Annotated in this window: 14 protein-coding genes; 10 read left to right on the forward strand and 4 right to left on the reverse strand. The window is 63.2% G+C overall.

Annotated elements, in window-relative coordinates:
* Positions 1 to 31 precede the first annotated feature (31 nt).
* The 4 genes from ACTQWE_RS03050 (at position 32) to ACTQWE_RS03065 (ending at position 6,278) form a co-directional block, all read left to right on the forward strand.
* A complete protein-coding gene (locus ACTQWE_RS03050) occupies positions 32 to 1,414 on the forward strand; it encodes an MFS transporter (protein WP_441856995.1) in 1,383 nt (460 codons plus the stop codon).
* A gap of 79 nt (positions 1,415 to 1,493) precedes the next feature.
* Complete coding sequence (locus tag ACTQWE_RS03055) at positions 1,494 to 3,503, forward strand: glycoside hydrolase family 36 protein (protein ID WP_441856996.1); 2,010 nt, start codon at positions 1,494 to 1,496, stop codon at positions 3,501 to 3,503.
* A complete protein-coding gene (locus ACTQWE_RS03060; protein WP_441856997.1) occupies positions 3,496 to 4,716 on the forward strand; it encodes a galactokinase in 1,221 nt (406 codons plus the stop codon). The genes ACTQWE_RS03055 and ACTQWE_RS03060 overlap by 8 nt, the downstream gene beginning before the upstream one ends.
* Entirely contained in the window at positions 4,701 to 6,278 is a 1,578-nt protein-coding gene (locus ACTQWE_RS03065; protein ID WP_441856998.1) for a UDP-glucose--hexose-1-phosphate uridylyltransferase, read from the forward strand. The genes ACTQWE_RS03060 and ACTQWE_RS03065 overlap by 16 nt, the downstream gene beginning before the upstream one ends.
* A 26-nt stretch (positions 6,279 to 6,304) precedes the next feature.
* On the opposite strand, the gene ACTQWE_RS03070 is transcribed toward ACTQWE_RS03065, so the two are convergent.
* The 4 genes from ACTQWE_RS03070 to ACTQWE_RS03085 form a co-directional block, all read right to left on the reverse strand.
* Positions 6,305 to 6,985 (reverse strand): peptidylprolyl isomerase, encoded by a 681-nt coding sequence (locus ACTQWE_RS03070; protein ID WP_441856999.1) that lies wholly within the window; start codon positions 6,983 to 6,985, stop codon positions 6,305 to 6,307.
* 324 nt (positions 6,986 to 7,309) lie between these two features.
* A complete protein-coding gene (locus tag ACTQWE_RS03075; protein WP_441857000.1) occupies positions 7,310 to 9,289 on the reverse strand; it encodes an ABC transporter ATP-binding protein in 1,980 nt (659 codons plus the stop codon).
* Positions 9,282 to 11,102, reverse strand: coding sequence for an ABC transporter ATP-binding protein (locus ACTQWE_RS03080; RefSeq protein WP_441857001.1), 1,821 nt, complete (start codon positions 11,100 to 11,102; stop codon positions 9,282 to 9,284). Before ACTQWE_RS03080 ends, ACTQWE_RS03075 begins: the two co-directional genes overlap by 8 nt.
* Positions 11,078 to 11,578, reverse strand: a complete 501-nt coding sequence (locus ACTQWE_RS03085; protein ID WP_441857002.1) for a MarR family winged helix-turn-helix transcriptional regulator — start codon at positions 11,576 to 11,578, stop codon at positions 11,078 to 11,080. The genes ACTQWE_RS03080 and ACTQWE_RS03085 overlap by 25 nt, the downstream gene beginning before the upstream one ends.
* Positions 11,579 to 11,928: 350 nt before the next feature.
* On the opposite strand from ACTQWE_RS03085, the gene ACTQWE_RS03090 reads away from it, so the two are divergent.
* Genes ACTQWE_RS03090 through ACTQWE_RS03115 form a run of 6 tightly spaced genes read left to right on the forward strand, consistent with a single transcriptional unit; the run spans position 11,929 to position 17,043 of the window.
* On the forward strand, positions 11,929 to 12,879 hold the full coding sequence (locus ACTQWE_RS03090; RefSeq protein WP_441857003.1) for a phosphate ABC transporter substrate-binding protein PstS family protein: 951 nt from the start codon (positions 11,929 to 11,931) through the stop codon (positions 12,877 to 12,879).
* Positions 12,880 to 12,926: 47 nt separating this feature from the next.
* Complete coding sequence (pstC, locus tag ACTQWE_RS03095) at positions 12,927 to 13,862, forward strand: phosphate ABC transporter permease subunit PstC (protein WP_441857004.1); 936 nt, start codon at positions 12,927 to 12,929, stop codon at positions 13,860 to 13,862.
* Positions 13,855 to 14,835 (forward strand): phosphate ABC transporter permease PstA, encoded by a 981-nt coding sequence (gene pstA, locus ACTQWE_RS03100; RefSeq protein WP_441857005.1) that lies wholly within the window; start codon positions 13,855 to 13,857, stop codon positions 14,833 to 14,835. The genes pstC and pstA overlap by 8 nt, the downstream gene beginning before the upstream one ends.
* Positions 14,832 to 15,623, forward strand: coding sequence for a phosphate ABC transporter ATP-binding protein PstB (gene pstB, locus ACTQWE_RS03105; RefSeq protein WP_441857006.1), 792 nt, complete (start codon positions 14,832 to 14,834; stop codon positions 15,621 to 15,623). Before pstA ends, pstB (ACTQWE_RS03105) begins: the two co-directional genes overlap by 4 nt.
* Positions 15,623 to 16,375, forward strand: coding sequence for a phosphate ABC transporter ATP-binding protein PstB (pstB, locus tag ACTQWE_RS03110; RefSeq protein WP_441857007.1), 753 nt, complete (start codon positions 15,623 to 15,625; stop codon positions 16,373 to 16,375). The genes pstB (ACTQWE_RS03105) and pstB (ACTQWE_RS03110) overlap by 1 nt, the downstream gene beginning before the upstream one ends.
* Positions 16,375 to 17,043, forward strand: coding sequence for a phosphate signaling complex PhoU family protein (locus tag ACTQWE_RS03115; protein WP_441857008.1), 669 nt, complete (start codon positions 16,375 to 16,377; stop codon positions 17,041 to 17,043). The genes pstB (ACTQWE_RS03110) and ACTQWE_RS03115 overlap by 1 nt, the downstream gene beginning before the upstream one ends.
* The last annotated feature ends 1 nt before the right edge of the window (position 17,044 follow it).

The raw sequence follows: 17,044 nt of genomic DNA on the forward strand, positions 1-17,044 counted from the left end.
GTGAGGATTTGCTGCCAGAAGGAGATTCGAAATGAGCGAAAAGAGACTTGCGGACGGCGCCGTGATCAGGAAGTTCGCTATCGGACAGCTTGGCTGGGCGATTCTCTCGGGAATCATCAGCAACTGGCTCGTCTACTACTACATGCCCTCCGATACGCTCGTCAGCCAGGGGATGACCGTCTTCATCACCCAGGGCATAGTGTTCGCAGGCCTCACGGTCATCGGAATTATCACGGCATGCGGGCGTCTCCTCGACGGCTTCATCGATCCGTTTATCGCCTCCAAGTCCGATTCGCTCGCAAGTCCGCTCGGGCGAAGGATACCTTTTATGAGGAGGGCGGCTGCGCCTTTTGCCGCAATGACCGTCTTCGTGTTCGTCATTCCGGGAACGTCGAGCGTGGTGGCGAACAATGTCCTTCTCTTCGTATGCCTGATGCTTTTCTATGTGACGTTGTCGCTCTATTGCACGCCCTTCAATGCGCTTATCCCTGAGCTCGGTCGTACGCAGGAGCTGCGCGTCAACCTCTCGACTTACATCTCGGTAACCTACTTCGTGGGTACTGCGGCCGCTTACCTCGTTACGGCGTTGGCGGGAATCCTTGAGCCGTCGTTGGGTCCCGTTGCCAGCTTCAGGGTCACGGTGGCCGTGCTGGCGGTCATCGCTCTCGCATGCATGCTCGTGCCCGCCTTTGGAATCGACGAGAACCTCTATGCGGATACGCAGCCAAGTTCGACGCCTATGGGACAGTCCGTCGCGAAGACTTTTAGGAATCGCGAGTTCCAGATCTTCGAGGGTTCCGACGTCCTGTACTGGGTGTCGATCACGATGTTCCAGACGGGCTTGCCATATTACGTCACGGAGCTGATGGGCTTCGATGACTCCTGGACGTTCGTCTTCTTCGCCGCCATGACGCTCATCTCCCTCATGTTCTACGCGCCCGTAAACGTTCTGGCAAAGCGCATCGGCAAGAAGAAGCTCGTCGCCTTTGCCTTTTTCTTCTTCTGCCTCGCGTTTGCCGTGACGTCTATATGCGGCCAGTTCGGAGTGCCCCAGATCGTGTGGGGCGTGGTCGTCGCTGTTCTGGCGGCGGTTCCCATGGCCATACTGGGAATCCTGCCCCAGGCGGTGCTCGCTGACATCGCCGAGGCGGATGCCGTCCAGACGGGAGAGAACCGAGAGGGGATGTTCTATGCTGCGCGAACGTTCAGTATGACGCTTGGACAGACCCTTGCGATGGTGCTCTTCACCTCCATCTCCTCCGCCGCCGAGGGCGGACTTGGGTATAGGCTCACGGCTGCGGTCGCAACGGCGTTCTGTTTGATAGCGGGATTGGTGTTCACGCGCTATCACGAGGATAAGGTCCTTGGCGTGATTTCCGTGCTCGATACAAACGACGTGTCTGTGACAGAGTAAAGTGGCAACAAATGGATTGGCGCCGTTGTTGCGACGCCCACGGGCTTCGATTGATGCGCATGGGGGGGAATGCGGAAGAATGGACCTCAATCCGAAGTTTCAGATAACGTGGAGGGTGCCGGACGGCGGACAGCGAATAACGTATGTATCAGACCAGGTGCCGACTTTCGGTGCCGACTGCAGAGACCTAGACGTTACCGTCGAGCATGACGGAGACGTGTGGCGCGTATGGGTCGATCCGGAGTATGACCTCACGATCGAGTCCGCAACCGCCACGGTGTCTCTCGATCTCCAGCACGCCGATGCGCTGTTCCTGAATGGCTATAACTCGTGGACGGACTCCTGGGAGCGCTCGCCGCGAGCGAATATGCACGGGCTTTGGGGGACGCCGCGCAGTATTGTAGGTCGCTGGGTGCTTGACGCATCTGGTGACTATCGCTTTGCTAGACAGGACCCGCGCTTCGGCCATCAGCATGGAGAGGGATACGGATACCTTAGGTTCGGCCAGGCAGTATCGCTATTCGGGGAATGCAGGCCGGACACTGGCTTAACCGTAATATATGAGGACCTTCCAGAGAACACCGTTTCGCTGCAGAAGGAAGGTCCAAACAGGCCTCTTGCCGCTGGCGAGCGAGTCGAAATCCTTACGCTTGCCCTGGTGGAGGGGACGCTTCACAGCGCCTTCGCTCGGTATGTCGAGCTCATGGGTATTCGACGTCGATCCGCGTTTCCGCTTGTGGGGTTCACGAGTTGGTATCGCCACTACGGCGACATCGACGCGGCAACCTTGAAGCGAGATCTCGTTGGAGTGTCAGACGTCCTTCTTGCCCAGCCTCTGGAGGGGGTCCTGCCCGTCTTCCAAGTGGACGACGGGTATGCGAAGGTGGGGGACTGGACGCAGCCCGACCCTAATCGCTTCCCGGCAGGTATGGGGGCGGTCGCTGACGACATACGCTCGGCGGGGCTCGTGCCCGGACTCTGGATGGCGCCCTTCGTCTGCGAGAAGGAGTCGCGCACATTTGCAGAGCATCAGGATTGGCTGCTAAGGGATTCATCCGGTCGCCCAGTCATGAGCGGGTCGCACTGGAGCGGCGGCTATGCCCTTGACACGCAGAATCCAGATGTTCGCGAGTACGTTAGCGCCTCGCTCGACACGGCAGCGCGTATTTGGGGCTTCAAGCTGTTGAAGCTCGACTTCCTGTATGCCGCCGCCATGCTTCCGCATGCCGGGAAAAACCGCGGCGAGCTTATGGCGGACGCGCTCGACCTACTCCGCTCGAGCGTTCCCGAGGGAACGCTGTTTGACTTCTGTGGCGTGCCTGTCGTGAGTGCCTTCGGACGATGCGAGTATTGCCGCGTCGGCTGCGATGTGGGCCTCGATTGGAATGACACACTGCACATGCGGATTACTGGCCGTGAACGCGTCAGCACAAAGAACAGCCTACACAACACTAAGGGCCGCGCTCACCTGAATGGCGTAACCTTTTTGAACGACCCCGATGTCTTCTTCCTTCGGAGGGACGTAAAGATTACCGACTCGCAGCGTACCCGCCTTCTCTCGGCGGATTCGCTGCTGGGAGGTGTGCTCTTCACATCCGACGATATGGGGGCGTGGGATTCTCGACAGGTGAGCATCTTTCGGAATGCGCTGGATACATTCGCGCGGCGTTCAACCGAATTCGCACCTCAAACGACTGGCCGGGTTGATGGTGAGGCCGGCGACTTATCGGATAAGCCGATTGGTCGGACGCACGATGCACGTGGAGCACAATTGAATCCCGACACCTGCACGACGAGCATGACCCAGCCCATGCCCGACATCGACGTGACCCAGCCCATGCCCGACATCGACATGACCGAGCCCATTGCGTCTTGCGACGACGAGGAACGGATCACCGTATCCGACATCACGGAGCCCATGGAAGATGTGGTAGGGACAAATGACAGCCCGGACATGACGGTCGTCGACCGGCCCCTTATGGTTGCAATCGAGGCGGCCGAGGAGGGGGAGGGACCAGACGACGCGATTGAAGCGTTGCCCGGGCAGATTGGCACGTCCGATGAGATTGAGGGGGAGTCGAATGGATAGCAACGCGATGACCGACGAGCACCTTCACATGCTGATGGGAGAGTACGAGGAGTCTTTCGGCAAGGTGGGAGGACGCGTGCTCGCCGTGGTGGCGCCTGGTCGTACTGAGCTTGCGGGAAATCATACCGATCACGAAGGTGGCCAGGTCATTGCTGGTGCAGTGAACCGTTATGTGCGTGGGATATTCTGCCCCAACGAGAGCGGCCGGATTCGCGTGAAGAGCTTGGGCTATGGACTCGTTGAGGTGAAGTGCTCGGATCTCATGCCCCGTGAGGAGGAAAGGAACACCTCTGCCGCAATCGTACGTGGACTGCTGGCCGCATTCCGCGAGCAGGGAGCGGGATCCGACCTCCAGGGATTCGACGCCGTCGTAACCAGTGAGGTTCCCGCAGGCTCTGGACTGTCTAGCTCCGCTGCCTACGAGCTAGAGATTGCCCAGGCTATGAACTGGCTTTGGGCTGACGGCAGCTTCTTGGCCATGAAGCTTGCCCAGATGTCGCAGTTCGCAGAGCGCATGTACTTTGGGAAGCCGTGCGGCCTGATGGATCAGGCCGCGATTGCCGTTGGTGGCATCGCCCACATGGACTTCTCGAATGAGTCAGACCCTCAGGTCGAACGCCTCGATTTCGACTTTGCAGAGAACGGTTTCTCAATCTGCCTCGTCTCGGTGGGAGCGGACCACTCAGCCAACACTGCGGACTACGCCGCCGTTCCACAGGAGATGCAGGAAGTTGCGCGCGAGTTCGGTTGCGAGCGCCTGTGTGATGTCCGCGAGACTGACGTCATCAGCAGCCTTCCGGCTCTCCGTGCGAAGCTGGGAGACCGTGCGGCCTTGCGCGCGCTCCACTATTTCCGCGAGGAGCGTTTCGTTCAGAATCGCGTTAAGGCGATGCGTGCCGGTGACATGGCGGCTTTCCTCGAGCTCACGCAACGCTCTGGCGCGTCGAGCGCGATGTACTTGCAGAACGTGTCGATTGGCGGGTCGCCGGAGCAGCCAGCCATGGTTGCGCTTGCCGTTGCGGAGGAGCTGCTTGGTGGTCGCGGGGCGGTTCGTATACACGGTGGCGGCTTTGGCGGAACGATTCAGGCGTTTGTCCCCCTTAGCGATACCGACGAGTTCTGTCGAGCGATGGACCATGCCTTGGGCGGGCAGGTGTCGTCAAGCTACGTTATCGATCACGAGGGAGCTCGGGCACAATGGAGAGAAATGTAGCAGCGGGGGAGCAGGTTGGTGCAGCGGCATCAAGGATTGTCGCGTATGCCGTCGGGCATCGCATAATCGAACCAGGGGACGAGCGCTGGGCCTACAACCGTCTCCTCGAGTGCTCGGGGCAGACGTCGCCCGCCCCCAGAGACCTCTCTTGGGCGAAGGCACAGGTTCTTCTCGACGGGTACGACTTTGAGAGCGACCTCTCGACCTTGGCGGACGCTGCGGTAGAATGCGGCGCCGCGCAGGATAGCGCTACGGGCAGAGACCGCATCTCCATGCGACTCATGGGGTCGATCATGGCTCGGCCGTCCGAGGTGACCAGACGCTTCCGCTCGATTGGGAGCCGCGAGGGAGCGCTTGCTGCGACCGACTGGTTCTATCGGCTCTGCTGCGACGTCGACTACGTCCGGCGCTCCGCCATCGCGAGGAACCTCAAGTGGTCGTGCCTAACGCAATGGGGGGACCTCGAGATCACTATCAACAAGTCTAAGCCCGAGAAGGACCCACGTGACATCGCCGCTGCCGCGACGGCTTCTGTGGGGGAGAAGTACCCTGCGTGCGCGCTCTGTCGCGAGAACGAGGGCTATGGCGGCAGGGCGGCATCGGACGCGGGCGGCCATGCGGCTCGTCAGAACCTTCGAATCATCCCCATCGAGCTGGGAGGGGAGGGATGGGGCTTTCAGTACAGCCCCTACGCCTATTTCGAAGAGCATTGCATCGTAATGAGCGATGAGCACAGGCCGATGCACGTCGACAGGGCGTCACTTGGATGCCTGCTGGATTTCGTGGGCCAGTTCCCGCACTATTTCGTCGGGTCGAATGCGGACCTGCCCATAGTAGGAGGGTCGATCCTGTCTCACGACCACTTCCAGGGAGGCAGGCATGTGTTCGCGATGACTCGTGCGGAAGTGGCGGAGCCCTTCGAGATGGGCGCGCATCCAGGAGTTGAGGCCGGCGTCCTTTCGTGGCCGCTCTCGGTCATACGGCTAAGGAGCGCTGAACGTGACGAGCTCCTTGGCGCGGCGGAGCATGTGCTGGACGTCTGGCGCGACTGGGACGACGCCTCGGAGGGCATCGTCTCCCATGCGGCGGACGGAACGCGTCACAACACGGTAACGCCGATATGCCGTATGAGGGACGGGCGATTCGAGCTCGACCTTGCCCTGCGCTGCAACGTGACCACGGAAGAGCATCCGCTCGGCGTGTTCCACCCGCACGCCGACAAGTGGCACATCAAGAAGGAGAACATTGGCCTTATCGAGGTCATGGGTCTCGCGATCCTTCCGCCTCGCCTCGAGCGCGAGATTGGCGCGGTGAGGAAGCGAATCGTCGAGGGTAGGCTCGACGGCATGGAGGATGACCCGCTCTGTGCACCGCATGCGGACTGGGCGAGGCACGTTGCGGAGAGGAGACCGGAGCTCCTGGGGGCGAGCGAGGACGTTTCGCGCGAGGCGATGCGTCAGGAGGTTGGCATGGTGTTCTGCCACGTGCTAGAGGACGCCGGCGTCTTTAAGTGGGACGAGGCGGGGCGCGCCGCACTCGGAAGGTTCCTCGCAGCTCTCTAGCGGGAGCGCCAGGCGGTCTTGGAGAATCAGTCGGTCATCCGAATGCTTGTGATGACCGGCTGATTGTCTTTCTCGACGGTGCCGTTGTCGTCCGTGACGGGCGTGTTGTCGCAGATGGAGTCAACGACCTCCATGCCCGAGGTCACCCTGCCGAACGCGGCGTACTGGCCGTCGAGGTTGCTGGAGTCCTCCTGCATGATGAAGAACTGCGAGCTGGCGGAGTTGTAGTCGTCGGAGCGCGCCATGCTGATGACGCCGCGCTTGTGCTGGATGGCGTTAGTGACGCCGTTCGCGCTGAACTCGCCCTTGATGCGCTGGTCGGAGCCGCCCGTGCCGTCGCCGTTGGGGTCTCCGCCCTGGATCATGAAGCCCTTGATCACGCGGTGGAACGTGAGGCCGTCGTAGAAGCCGGCGTTTGCCAGGCGTGCGAAGTTGCTGACCGTGATGGGCGTGTTGGTCGCGTTGAGCTCGAGCTTTATCGTGCCCAGGCCCTTGACCTCGATCGTGGCATGGTGGATGCCGGTGTCGTAGCCGTTGTCGAGCGGCTTCGTGAGGATCTCCTTCGACTGCGCCCCGGAGTCGCCCTCGTCAGATGACGACTTGGACGTACCCGAGTTGGAGTCAAAGCACGACGCGAGCGCCAGCGCCGCGCCCCCTGCGACGAAGGTGGCCAGGAAGCTGCGGCGGGTGATCTGGTCGTGGGTCATGCTCTTCTCCTCAGAGCCATGGCGGCCAAGGCTCGACCGTGGCTCAAGTCATCGCAAAGTGGCAGTTTCATGAGTCAACACTGGCAATTTTACCAATAACCCTAATAAGTTGCGAATTCGATGGGCGAACGGGCCCAATTTGCTCCTGTTGGTGCCAGATGTGGGGCGTCTCGCGCCGCCTCTGATTGGGCTAGAGGGGCGAGAGGGGCGAGAGGGGCTAGAGGTGCTAGAAGAACGAGAAGGGCACGCCGCACCAATCGATGCGACGTGCCCCGTGGAAGGTCCTTGTGCCCGGGAGCCCTCGTGCGCCCCCGCTGACTGTCCCTACTCCAGCTCGAAGGCCCCAGTGTACAGCTGATAGTACGTGCCGTGCTGGGCGATCAGCTCGTCGTGGGTGCCCTTCTCGATGATGCGACCGTGGTCGAGCACGATGATCACGTTGGAGTTGCGCACCGTGGAGAGCCTGTGCGCGATGACGAACGTGGTGCGTCCGTACATGAGGGCGTCCATGCCCTTCTGGACGATCTGCTCGGTGCGGGTGTCGATGGAGGAGGTCGCCTCGTCCAGGATCATGGCAGGGGGGTCGGCGACGGCCGCGCGCGCGATGGAGAGCAGCTGGCGCTGGCCCTGCGAGAGCTGGGTGGCGTTGTCGGTGAGCATGGTCTGGTAGCCGTCGGGGAGGCGCCGGATGAAGCTGTCGGCGCCGGCGAGCTTTGCGGCGCCGATGCACTCCTCGTCCGTGGCGTCAAGGCGTCCGTAGCGGATGTTGTCCATGACGGTGCCGGTGAACAGGTTCACGTCCTGCAGCACGATGCCCAGGGAGCGGCGCAGGTCGCCCTTGCGGATCTTGTTGATGTTGATGCCGTCGTAGCGGATCTTGCCATCGGCGATGTCATAGAAGCGGTTAATGAGGTTCGTGATGGTGGTCTTGCCGGCACCCGTCGCGCCGACGAACGCAACCTTCTGGCCGGGCTTCGCGAACAGCGAGATATCGTGCAGGACGGTGTGGTCCGGCGTGTAGCCGAAGTCGACGTGCGAGAGGCGGATGTCGCCCGCGAGCGGCGTGTACGTGACGCTGCCGTCGTGGTGCGGGTGCTTCCACGCCCAGGTCTCGGTGCGCTCCTGGCACTCCTCGAGCTCGCCGGCCGCGTTCTTGCGCACGTTTACGAGGGTGACGTAGCCCTCGTCCTCCTCGGGCTTCTCGTCTATGAGCGAGAAGATCCGCTCCGCACCGGCGAGGCCCATGACCACGAAGTTGATCTGCTGAGACACCTGGCCGATGGAGCCGGCGAAGCGCTTCGTCATGTTGAGGAACGGCACGACGACGGCGATGGACAGGGCCATGCCGCTGATGGAGGGGTTGGGGAAGCCGGTGGTGAGGAAGGCGACGCCCGCGACCGCGACGATGACGTAGGCGAGGTTGCCCATGTTCATGAGGACGGGCATGAGGGTGTTGCCGTAGGTGTTCGCGGTGCGCGACGCCTCGTACAGCGCGTCGTTCACGGCGTCGAACTCCTCGATGGTCTTGTCCTCGTGCGTGAAGACCTTGATGACCTTCTCGCCGTTCATGGCCTCCTCTGCGAAGCCCTCGGTCTTAGCGAGCTGGATCTGCTGGTCGAGGAAGTAGTGGGCGCTCTTGCCGCCGAGGACGCGGGTGGCGTAGACCATGCACGCGACCATGATGAGCACGACGACGGACAGTGGGATGGAGTACCACAGCATGATGGCGAGGACGGAGATCATGGCGAAGAGCATCGTGAGCAGGTTGGGCAGCGACTGGCCGATGAGCTGACGCAGCGTGTCGACGTCGTTGGTGTAGTGGCTCATGATGTCGCCGTGCTTGTTGGTGTCGAAGTAGCGGATGGGCAGGCTCTCCATGTGGTCGAACATCTGGTTGCGCACGTGCATGAGCGTGCCCTGGCACACGATGGCGCCAAGCTGCGTGTAGGCGATGTTGGCGGCGAGCGCGATGACGTAGCACGTTATGAGGCTCGCGACGACCCGGCCGACCTTGGGCGCGGCGCCCGCCCAGTCACCCGTGGGGAACGCGTGCTGCACGATGTCGATGGCCTGCTGCAGGAAGATGGACGGCACGGACGCGAGCACGGACGACGCGATGATGCAGAGGACCATGACCGTCGCGTGCACGGGGTAGTAGTGGAACACAGTGCGCAGGATGCGCTTGAACGTGGCGCCGGGCCTCTGGGAGCCGCGGTGTCCCGAGGTGGGGGCGCCTGTCTGCGGGGATGCCTGCTCGGGGCGCGCGGCCTCGTTCTTCTCGCGAGTGTTGGCGTCGCTACTCATGGTCTGCCTCCTTCTGCTCCTCGCCCATCTGGCTCATCTTCACGTCGTGCGACTGCTTGTTCTGCGTCGTGTACGTCTCGCGGTAGATGTCGTTGGTGCGCAGGAGCTCGTCGTGGGTGCCGATGGCGTCTATCTGGCCGTCGCGCATGACGACGATGCGGTCGCACGACTCGATGGAGCTGGTGCGCTGGGCGATGATGATCTTGGTGGTCTCGGGGATGTAGCTGCGGAAGCCCTGCTGGATGAGCTTGTCGGTCTTCGTGTCGACCGCGGAGGTCGAGTCGTCCAGGATGAGGACCTTCGGCTTCTTGAGGAGGGCGCGCGCGATGCACAGGCGCTGCTTCTGGCCGCCGGAGACGTTGGTGCCGCCCTGCTCGATGTACGTGTCGTACTTCTGGGGGAAGCGCTGGATGAACTCGTCCGCCTGGGCGAGCCTGCACGCCTCGACGAGCTCCTCGTCCGTGGCGTTCTGGTTGCCCCAGCGCAGGTTGTCCTTGATGGTGCCCGAGAAGAGCACGTTGCGCTGCAGGACGACGGCCACCTGGTTGCGCAGGGTGTCGAGGTCGTAGTCGCGCACGTCGTGGCCGCCGACGCGGACCGTGCCCGTCGTGACGTCGTACAGGCGGCTGATGAGCTGGATGAGCGTGGACTTGGAGGAGCCGGTGCCGCCGAGGATGCCGATCGTCTCGCCGCTCTTGATGTGGAGGTCGATGTCCTTCAGGGCCATGCGCTCGGCCTTCTTGGAGTACTCGAAGCTGACGTGGTCGAAGTCGACCGAGCCGTCAGGCACCGAGAGCAGGGGGTTCTGCGGGTTGGTGATGTCGCTCTTCTCGACGAGGACCTCGCAGAGGCGGCGTGCGCCCTCCTCGGCCATGGTGACCATCACGAAGACCATGGACAGCATCATGAGGCTCATGAGCATGCTGAAGCCGTAGGTGATGAGCGCGGACATCTGCCCGACGCCCATGAGCTGGGCCTTCGAGCTGACGATGGTGTACGAACCGAAGTAGACGACGAAGAGGTAGATGAGGTCGATCGAGAGCGTCATGAGCGGGGACATCCACGCGAGGATGCGCTCGACGTGCACGAAGTCGTGGTAGAGCTCGCCGGACGCGGTGTTGAACTTCTGCTTCTCGTGCTCCTCGCGGACGAAGGACTTCACGACGCGGATGCCGGAGACGTTCTCCTCGACGGAGTCGTTCAGGCGGTCGTACTTCTTGAAGATGCGCTTGAAGATGGGCATGACCGTGAGGGAGATCTTGAACACGGCGAAGCCGAGAAGGACGGAGACGACCACGAACGCAGCGGCCATGGGGCCGCCGGTGACGAACGCCATCACGATGGAGAACAAGATCATGAGCGGGGCGCGCACGACGAGGCGGAGCAGCATCATGTACGCCTGCTGGACGTTGTTGACGTCCGTTGTGAGCCTCGTGACGAGCGAGCTGGTGCTGAAGTGGTCGATGTTGCTGAACGAGAAGCGCTGGATCTGCGCGAACACGTCGTGGCGCAGGTTGCGCGCGAAGCCCGTGGAGGCCTTGGCGCAGGTGATGCCCGCCATGGTGCCGCAGAAGAGTGAGACGAGCGCCATGAGCACGAGCGTGACGGCATAGGGGGCGATGTCGCCGAAGCCGCCGCCGAGCGAGATCTTGTCGATCAGGCCGGCCGTCTCGAACGGGATGAGGCACTCGACGGCGACCTCTCCCAGGACGAAGAGGGGGGTCACGATCGCGCTTGCCTTGAACTCGCGAATGCTGGCCCCGAGCGTCTTTACTATCTGGCCGTATGTCAGGCCTTGCTGCTGTTTCGGCATGAGGTCTCCCCTCCGACGTAGCCTTGTGTTTCCCAATGGTCCCGCACGCGCTTGAGCAGGTCGCGGAGCTCGCGCTTCTCGTCCTCGGTCAGGACGGAGAGACTGTCCTTCTCGAACGCCTCCTTGCGGGCGAGCATCTGTCTTGCCGTCTGCGCGCCCTCGCCCGTGAGGACTATCTCGAGCTGCCTGCGGTCGGCCTCCGAGCGCGTGCGCGTGATGAGGCCCTCCGACTCGAGCTTCGACAGCACCTCCGAGAGCGCAGCCGAAGAGATGTGAGTGCGCTCGAGCAGCTCGCGCTGGGGCAGGTGCCCGTCATGCTCGAGCAGGCGTCCCAGAATGACGTTCTTGCCGCCGCGACCGCCCGCATGCCAGTAGAGGAAATGCCCGAAGAATCCCATGTCGCGCAGGACCTCGTCCTCTGGCGTCGACGCGCGGTCGCGGGGCTGACGACCGGGGTCTGCGTCCCTTTCCGTCACCCGTACCTCCTGTTCCTAGTTGCATCGGACGCAAAAATGCTAGGTGCCTAGCAAATGGGGGTCAATGCACATTGGGGATTCGCAAGGTACCTTCACATTCAGTATCGCCGGCCCCAAGCGGGCGGCGCCGCGGCAAATGGCTGCATTATTTGGGACGGTAAGACGGCGTTACCTGCGACCTTACAAACAGCTAACGCTATGTAAGGCAATTGTAAAGGCCAGTCACGGCCCGGTAAGTCAGGGTGGATGACGCTCCCTGGGAGCCTGGTGGGGCATAGCATCCAAGTCGAAACGAGCCGAGCGACCGCAATCGCCGTGGCGCAGGCTCAAGGCAAAGCGGAAGGAAGCATATGTCTCACAGCATGTCTCGTCGCAAGTTCGTCACCATCTCTGGCGCATCCCTCGCTGCGACCCTCGGTCTGGGCCTTGCGGCTTGCGGCGGAAGCTCCGACACCGACTCCAACGCGTCCAAGTCGGACTTGTCCTCCAGCTCGAGCAAGGAGGTCTCCGGCAACATCACCGCCGTCGGCTCCACCGCGCTCCAGCCCCTTGTCGAGGCCGCCGCGGAGCAGTACATGAACGAGAACCCCGGCGTGCAGATCACCGTCCAGGGCGGTGGCTCCGGCCAGGGCATCACGCAGATCGCCCAGGGCGCCGTGCAGATCGGCGACTCCGACGTCTTCGCCGAGGAGAAGCTCGAGAACAAGGACGACGCCAAGAAGCTGAAGGACAACAAGGTCGCCGTCGTGGGCATGGGGCCCGTCGTGCACCCGGACGTCAAGGTCGACAACCTCACCATCGACCAGCTCAAGGGCATCTTCACCGGCAAGGTGACCAACTGGAAGGAGGTCGGCGGCGACGACAAGGAGATCGTTGTCATCAACCGTGCTGCCGGCTCCGGAACCCGCGCCACGTTCGAGAGCGCCGTGCTCGGCGGCGACAAGGTCCCCGAGGACTTCAAGCCGCAGGAGCAGGACTCCTCGGGCACCGTCGTCAAGATGGTCGCCCAGACGCCCAACTCCATCAGCTACCTCGCGTTCTCCTACTTCAGCGACGACGTGAAGGCGCTTAAGGTCGCCGGCGTCGAGCCCAAGGACAAGAACGTCGAGACCAACGACTGGACCATCTGGGCCTACGAGCACATGTACACCGCCGCGAAGCCGGACGCTGCGACGGCCGACTTCATCAAGTACATGCTCTCCGACGACGTCCAGGGCACCCTCGTCAAGAAGACGGGCTACATCTCCACCAAGGGTATGAAGGTCGAGCGCGACGCCGACGGCAACGTCAAGAAGCTCTAGGGTTCGCGTACCCCGTCTAGCAAGACAGTATGTCAAGGGAGAAGATCGTGTCATCACAGTCCAGTCCATCCTCAGAGGTGGTTGGCGTCTCTCCCAAGCGACGGATTGAACGCAGGGGCCAGATCCTCACTGGCCTCTGCGTCATGCTTGTCGTCGTCTTGGTGCTGACGCTCATCTTCATGGTGTGCTCGAGGGGCATCTCAACCTTCGCGAAGGACGGCATCCCGCTGGGGTCCTTCTTCGCGGGCACCACGTGGAACCCGCACCAGAACGGTGCCAACGGGGTCCCTCTCGTGGGCGCCCTGCCCATGATCGTCGGTTCCTTCTCGGCCACGCTGCTCTCGTGCCTGCTTGCGCTGCCGTTCGCGCTCGGTGCCTCCATCTTCGTGGTCGAGGTGGCCCCCGGCTTCGGCAGCCTCGTGTTCCGCCCGCTCACGGAGGTGCTCGTCGGCATCCCGTCGGTCGTGTTCGGCCTCGTCGGCCTCGGCGTCGTCGTGCCGTGGATGCGCAGCCTCGTCGGCGGCACGGGCTACGGCATCCTCTCGGCCTCCATCGTGCTCGCCGTCATGATCCTGCCCACGGTCACGTCGCTCTCGACGGACGCACTCGCCGCGGTGCCAAACGCGTATCGCGACGGCTCGTACGGCCTGGGCTGCACGCGGTGGCAGACCGTCGTGGGCGTCGTGCTCCCCTCGGCCCTGCCCGACATCATGACCGCGGTCATCATGGGCATGAGCCGCGCGTTCGGCGAGGCGCTCGCCGTCCAGATGATCATCGGCAACGCGCCGCAGATGCCGTCCGGCCTGTTCACCCCCGCCTCCACGCTCACGTCCGTCCTGACCATGGGCATGGGCAACGAGGCCATGGGCACCGTCGCAAACGACGTGCTCTGGGCGCTTGCCATGGTGCTCCTTGCGATGTCCCTCGTCTTCATCCTCATCGTCCACCTCATCGGAAGGAAGGGGGGAGCAAAGCATGACTAGCAAAGACACCACGGGCGAGAAGAACGCCCCCGTCGCAGAGGCCGAGGACCAGACAAAGGCCCCCTCTGCCGACTACACCGCCACCGTCAGGCGCGCCCGCGTCCAGGACAAGGCGGCGACCGTCATCCTCACGGTCATAGTTGCCCTCATCATCGTGGGGCTCGCCGCCATCATCGCCTACATCCTGGCGTCCGGCGCCGGCAAGGTTCTCGACCCCGGCTTCCTCACGAAGAAGCCGGAGCAGTTCAAGGCCGGCGGCGGCATCGGCCCCGAGCTCTTCAACTCGTTCTACCTGCTCGTCCTCACGTTGGTCATCTCGCTTCCCATCTCGCTCGGCGCAGCGATCTTCCTCACGCAGTACGCGCCGCAAGGTCCCGTCACCAACGTCGCCAAGACCGCGATCGAGACCCTGTCGAGCCTGCCGTCCATCGTCGTCGGCCTCTTCGGCATGCTGACGTTCGTGCTCACGTTCCACTGGGGCTTCTCCATCCTCTCCGGAGCCCTTGCGCTCACGATGTTCAACATCCCCATCCTCGTCCGCGTCATCCAGCAGGCGCTCGAGGCCGTCCCGCGCGACCAGCGCGACGCCGCGCTCGCACTTGGCCTCACGCGCTGGGAGGCTACGGTCCACGTCCTGGTGCCGGCCGCCATGCCCGCCATCGTGACGGGCGTCATCCTGTCCGCCGGGCGCGTCTTCGGCGAGGCGGCGGCCCTCATCTACACCGCGGGCCAGTCCGCCCCTGAGCTCAGCTGGGCCGCCCCCATCACGAGCCTCGCCAACCCGCTGAACGTCTTCCGTCCGGCAGAGACCCTCGCCGTCCACATCTGGAAGATCAACTCCGAGGGCGTCGTCCCGGACCTCACCGCGGTCTCGGCAGGTACGGCGGCGGTCCTCATGGTCTGCATCCTCGCGTTCAACATCATCGCCCGCATCGCGGGCCGCGCGCTCGAAAGGAGGCTGACGGCAGAATGACCGAAGCAGCGCCCATCCAGGCAAGGCCCATCGACCCCGTGCTCCACACGCACGACGTCACGGTCGACTACTCGGGCAAGCGCGCCCTCAACGAGACGAGCCTCTCGTTCGAAAGCGGCACCGTCACGGCCCTCATCGGCCCCTCCGGCTGCGGCAAGTCCACGTTCCTGCGCAGCATCAACCTCATGAACAGGGAGATCCCCGGCTGCGTCATCGGTGGCAAGGTCGTGTACCACGACATCAACGTCAACGCCCGCGGCATCGACACGCTGTGGCTGCGCAAGCGCGTCGGCATGGTGTTCCAGCAGCCCAACCCGTTCCGCAAGTCCATCTACGAGAACATCGCGTTCGCGCTGAAGAGCCACGGGATGACTAAGCGAGCCGACCTCGACGAGCGCGTCGAGAAGAGCCTGCGCTCCGCCGCCCTGTGGGACGAGGTGAAGGACAAGCTCCACGACTCCGCCTACGCGCTCTCCGGCGGCCAGCAGCAGCGCCTGTGCATCGCGCGCACGCTCGCGCTCGAGCCGGACGTCGTCCTCATGGACGAGCCCTGCTCCGCGCTCGACCCCATCGCGACGTTCGCGATCGAGGAGACCATCACGGACATGGCGAGCCGCGGCATCTGCGTCATCATCGTCACGCACAACATGCAGCAGGCGAGCCGCGTGTCCAACCGCACGGCGTTCTTCCTCATGGGCACCATGGTCGAATGCGGCGACACGCCGCAGATCTTCGGCGCCCCCAAGGACCAGCGCCTCAACGACTATCTCAACGGGAGGTTTGGCTAATGGCAGAGAGCATGTCGGTCCAGGACCTCAACCTCTACTATGGCGACCACCATGCCCTGAAGGACATCACGCTCGACATACCCGCCGGCGAGGTCACCGCGTTCATCGGACCCTCGGGCTGCGGCAAGTCGACGCTCCTGCGCTGCCTCAACCGCATGAACGACCGCATCGACGGCTGCCGCGTGGAGGGCAAGGTGCTCCTGGGAAAGACCGACGTATACGAGAAGTACGACGTGTACGAGCTGAGGCGTCGCGTGGGCATGGTGTTCCAGAAGCCCAACCCGTTCCCGCTGTCCATCTACGACAACGTGACGTACGGACCCAGGCACTACGGGCACCACGGCAAGGCGGAGCTTGACCGGATCGTCGAGACCACCCTCACTGGCGTCGGCCTCTGGGACGAGGTGAAGGACAAGCTCGACCACTCGGGCCTGTCGCTCTCCGGCGGCCAGGCGCAGCGCCTGTGCATCGCGCGCGCCCTCGCCGTGAACCCGGAGGTGCTGCTCATGGACGAGCCCACCTCCGCGCTCGACCCCATCTCGACGGGGCTCGTGGAGGAGCTCGCGGTCAAGGTCGCCAAGGACCACACCGTCATCATCGTCACGCACAACATGGAGCAGGCCACGCGAATCTCGAGCAAGTGCGCGTTCTTCTACCTGGGCGAGCTCGTCGAGGCCGCCCCGACGCCCGAGCTGTTCGCCACGCCAAAGGACAAGAGGACCGAGGACTACCTCACGGGAAGGTTTGGATAATGGTTACCACCAGAAGCGCCTACATCAAGCAGATCGACCAGCTGGACGGCCACGTCTCCGTCATCGGGCAGGCCGTCGTGGAGGACATCCGCAACACCGCCCTTGCCATCGGCCAGGGCAACAAGGCCGCGGCGCTGGAGGTCGCGGACGGCCACGACGCCTTCGAGCGCCTGCACCGCAACGTCGAGGACACCTGTATGAGCCTCATGCTCCTGCAGCAGCCCATGGCGAGCGACCTCCGCCTGGTCACGGCGTCGTTCAGGGCGATCTCGGACCTCGCCCGCATCGACGAGATGGCCTACGAGACCGCGCTCCTCTCCATGGAGGTGGACCTGGGCTCGCCGAAGGAGGTCGCCGACCTGCTGGTGGCCATGGCCGACAATGCGGCTAAAATGGTCATGCAGGCCGTCGAGTCGTTCGGCAGCGGCAACGTCTCCGTCGCGGAGAACGTCTTCGTGGAGGACGACACGATGGACAAGCTGTACGAGCAGGTCCGCACGCGCGTCGTCGCGCTTCTGAAGGCCGGCGAGGAGCCTGCGAGCGTCGCGCCGGAGATCCTTTCCGTCGCTAAGTACTACGAGCGCATGGGCGACCACGCGCAGAGCGTTTCGGACTGGTCCATCTTCCGCGCTACGGGCTCGTACCGCGGACGCACGATGGGGGAATGAC

It is taken from the genome of Parafannyhessea sp. LCP19S3_B1, assembly GCF_052121955.1.
Taxonomy (GTDB): Bacteria; Actinomycetota; Coriobacteriia; order Coriobacteriales; family Atopobiaceae; genus Parafannyhessea.